Here is a 4,235-nt window from a genome sequence, read left to right on the forward strand (position 1 = left end):
CTGCGCGGCCGTGCCGCCGGAGCGCTCGCCCTCACCGACCCCTCGTTCGCCGCCGGCTTCGCCGTGGAGTGCCTGTGGGACTGCGAGGAGACCACTCGCGAACTGGCCGCGGAGTACGCGGCGACCGGCGACGAGCGCGTCGTGGAGCGGCTGCGCAGGCTCGCTGCCGACCCCGCCGAGGAGGAGGGCGTGCAGAGCGCCGTACGAGGCAGGCTCAGCCCCGACGCCGGGCGATGACCGGACGCTGAACGGGGCATGAGAGGCGTCACCGTTCACCCGTACCGGCAAGCTTGGGGGGCTTGCGTCGCCGTCCGCGCGCCGGGGATGTAACGGCACATCAGGGGCCGTTCCGGACGTTGTCACTGTGACCGCATAGTGTGTCCGTCGTGACTGAGCACGCCCCGCCGATCGTCCCGTCCCCGGCCCCCGGCCCCGCTGCCGACGAGGGGCTGGCACGGCGCCTGCGGGCGCTCGCCTGCACGGCTCCGCTGCACGACCTGGACGTCCGCAAGGCCAACCTCGCCGGGGAGTACAGCACTTACGCGATGGCCGAGGTCGCCCTCAGCGCCATCGACCTCGTCACCCTTCAGATGGACTTCGACACCGGTGCGGACCACGAGGACGTGGTGGCCCGCCTGTTGCCCCGCATCGCCGCCCAGGCCCCCGGCCGTCCGGTCGCCGAGCACGAGCGGGTCGCCCGGTGGGTCCTGGAGAACCTGCTCAACGTCGGCAGCGTGGACCGCGGATTCCGCGCCGTCTACGGCACGTTCGGCCCGGACGGCGCCTACGTCCGCCGCGACTACGACTTCAAGCTCATCGAAGAGGTCCCCGGTCCCGGCGGCAGCGTCTATCTCCGTACGACCGACGAGGCGGTCAACGTCCTGGTCGGCGCGCTCGACACCGACGTCACCAGCGCCCAGATCGCCGCCGAGGTCAAGCTGGAGGTCCTCATCAGTCGCGGGCGTCTCGCCGACGCCCAACTCGCGGCCGAGCAGGCCCGCTACCGCACGGTGCAGTATGCGGAGACGCTGCGGCGCACCCTGGAGGCCACCCGCCGTGACGTGCGCGCGGTCGACTGGCTGCGCACCGTCCCGGACATGATCACCGAAGCCCTGGACCACGTCGCCGACCGCTACCGCCACGAGAACGCGATCCTCACCAACATCCGCCGCGCCCGCGACGACGCGGCGTCCGAACGCGGCCCTGACCACAAGCGCCGTGCCGCCGAGCTCGTCGACATCGTCAAGGACTGCATCCGCCGCCACACCCAGCTGCAGTCCCGGCTGCTGGCCGCCGGACCACTCTTCCGCGCCGAGCAGGACCGCCAGGCTTTCGCACCGCCCGCCGCGCGGGCCGGCCTCGACCTGTTCGGCCAACTCATGGCGCCGCTGCTGCCGTTGCCCGTCGAGCAGGCAGGTGCGGTGACCGACGCGTTCTTCGCGCGCGGCACGGGCTTGCGCACCCCCGGTGCCGTACGCGTCGGAGACCTGGTCGACCTGCTGCTCACCCCGCCCGCCCCGCGCGAACACCTCGGCGCCGAGATGCCCGAGCCCGATCTGATCGCCACACCCGACGACAGCCGGTTCAGCGAGGAGCAGCTGGAGTCGGCCATGGAGCTGCTGGACCTTCCCGCCGACGCCCCGCGCCGGCTCTCGGGGCTTCTCGCCGACGCCCGCCGGCGCGACCCCGAACTGCCTTATCTGGTCTCCCTGTTGGCGGTCCACGCCGCCAGCCCTCCGGTCGGCACCGCGTACCGGCAGGGGGAGCGCAGGCTCCTCTTCGCCGTCGACGACGGCGAAGAGCTCGACGATCCCGAGTTCGGCGGCGCGGACCTCATCGTCGGCACGGCCCTCCTTGACGCCGCGGGCATGGCCTCCGACCGTACGGACGCCGCATGAGGCCGCGCCCATGCCGTGAGCCGGCCGACTGCCTTGGCGCACACGGCACTTCAGCCGCGGCGCCCGCCCGCCTCCGTGGCCCTTCCAGCGTCCCGACCAGCTTCCCGCCCATGCCGCCCGTAGGAGCACCGCACCCGTGACCGAGTACCGCGACGAGGGCACCGACGGCTTCGCCGTCCCGACCGCCGACGGGTCCGCGGCGGCGCAGGAGTCCGCACGGGACGGGAAGGCCGTCACCCCGGCCGACACCGCCGATGCCGCGCGCCTCGTCTCCTTCGGCCTGCACCCCAAGCTGCTCCCGGCCCGGGACGCCGAGTACACCGAGCTGCTCCGGCGTTACCGCGACGAGCCCGCCTTCGCCCGGCTGGCGGACGCCGTCGCCACGGGGCTCGGCCTGGTGGTCCTGGAGGTCTCCACGCGGGCAGGGATGGCCCTGGCCGCCGATGAGGAGTCCGTCTTCGCCGTCCGCATGGGCGACTACGCCCGCCGGGCCACCGCCGACTCCGCCGACCGCTTCCTGCACGGGCTCGCCCATCTCGCCGTGGCGGCCATGGCCTTCCCCCGCCCCGAGGACCTGGCCGACGACGGCTACATCGGCCGCATCACCGTCAACGGCGTCGACTCCCTCGTACGCCAGGCCTGCCGCAGGCTCGCCGAACAGGCAGAGGAATCAGGTGAGAACGCCGACCCCGCCACCGACGCTCCCGGGCTGGAAGCGGCCTGGCGGGTGTACGCGCGGCGGAGCGCCACCGGAGCCACCAAGGACGCCCGGCGGCTTGCCGGTTCGACGACCGGCATCATCGCCAAGGCCGTCACCTTCCTCGTGGACTCGGGATTCCTCCAGCGCACGGGGGACGACGCGGGCGGCACCTACCGCACCACCGCCCGCTATCAGTTGCAGGTCCGCGACATGGCGGGCAACGCCGCGATGTCCGAGCTGCTGGAGCTCGGCGTGGTGCCCGTGAGCGACGGGAGCGCCACCCTTCTGCCCTCCGGCGAAGGCGAGGACCTGGAGATCGCGGGCGACGCGGCGCTTCCCTTCCACTCCTGACCGGGCCCGCTCCGCAACCCACGCCCACACCGCCGACCATCCACCGACTCAACGACCCACCAACTCAACGACGAGAGTCCGCCGCCATGTACGAGCTGTCCCGGATCCGCCTCTACTCCATCGGGCCCGCCGGTGCGCGCTACGCCGACACCGTGCTGGACCTGCGAGGAGTCGGCGGCCCGGTCCCCAGCCCCGCTCCCGCACAGGCCGACTTCTTCGAGGACGAGCCCAGCGGCCCGCCACGGCGTCCCGCCCCCGCAGGGGTGCTCTTCCTGGAGAACGGCGGCGGCAAGTCCGTGCTGCTCAAGCTCATCTTCTCCGTGATGCTGCCCGGCCACCGCAACACCCTCGGCGGCGCGAGCTCCGGCGTGCTGCGCAAGTTCCTGCTCGCCGACGACTGCGGTCACGTGGCTCTGGAGTGGCAGCACACCCGCACCGGCGAGAGCGTCGTGGTCGGCAAGGTCAGCGAGTGGCGCGGACGCCAAGTCTCCAACGATCCGCGGAAGTTCGCCGAGGCCTGGTACGCCTTCCGGCCGGGCCCCGGCATGAGCCTCGACTCCCTCCCCGTCGCGGAGTCGGCGGCCCTGCATCCCGCCGTGGAGGGCGCCTCCACGGCCCGTGGGCGCCGCCGCACGATGAAGGGCTTCCGCGATGTCCTGACCGAGACGGGAAAGGCCTACCCGAACCTCGACATCGCCTGGGAGGAGGTGCACGAACGCTGGACGGAACGCCTCACCGGCCTCGGCCTGGACCCCGAACTCTTCCGCTACCAGCGGGAGATGAACGCCGACGAGGGTGAGGCCGCGGGCCTCTTCGCCGTCAAGAACGACTCCGACTTCACCGACCTGCTGCTGCGCGCCGTCACCGACACGCGCGACACCGACGGTCTCGCAGACCTCGTGCACGGCTTCGCACACAAGCTCGGGCGCCGCGACGAGCTCACCGCCGAGTGCGACTTCACCGCCGGCTCCCTCGATCTCCTCAACCGCATCGCGGACTCCGCACAGCAGCGCGAGCTCGCCCGCGAGATCCACGCCGGCGCCGAGCAGCGCACCCGCACCCTCGTACGGCGCCTCGCAGCCCGTGGCGACGCGGAGCGGGCCCGCGGCACCGAGCTCGCCGAACAGGTCACGGAAGCCGACCGTGCGGTCACGCGGGCCGCCGACGAGCGCTCCCGCTCCTCCCTGATCGCCGCCGAACTCGCCTACAGGCATGCCTCCTTGGCGCTCACCGGGGCGGAGAAGGCCGCCACGGCACAGCGCCGCGAGCTCACCGACGCACGTACG

2 protein-coding genes and 2 pseudogenes are annotated in these 4,235 nt (G+C 72.9%); all 4 read left to right on the plus strand.

The annotated features are described in order from the left end of the window. Positions 1-237: pseudogene (locus H5J26_RS28890) on the plus strand (HEAT repeat domain-containing protein); the annotation flags it as partial. A 149-nt stretch (positions 238-386) separates the two neighbouring features. Next, complete coding sequence (locus H5J26_RS28895) at positions 387-1,898, plus strand: hypothetical protein (protein WP_181768921.1); 1,512 nt, start codon at positions 387-389, stop codon at positions 1,896-1,898. A gap of 136 nt (positions 1,899-2,034) precedes the next feature. After that, a complete protein-coding gene (locus tag H5J26_RS28900) occupies positions 2,035-2,949 on the plus strand; it encodes a hypothetical protein (protein ID WP_181768922.1) in 915 nt (304 codons plus the stop codon). An 86-nt stretch (positions 2,950-3,035) separates the two neighbouring features. Continuing rightward, positions 3,036-4,235, plus strand: a pseudogene (locus H5J26_RS28905) (hypothetical protein); the annotation flags it as partial.

The sequence above is a fragment of the Streptomyces albidus (ex Kaewkla and Franco 2022) genome, assembly GCF_013870515.1.
Classification (GTDB): domain Bacteria; phylum Actinomycetota; class Actinomycetes; order Streptomycetales; family Streptomycetaceae; genus Streptomyces; species Streptomyces albidus.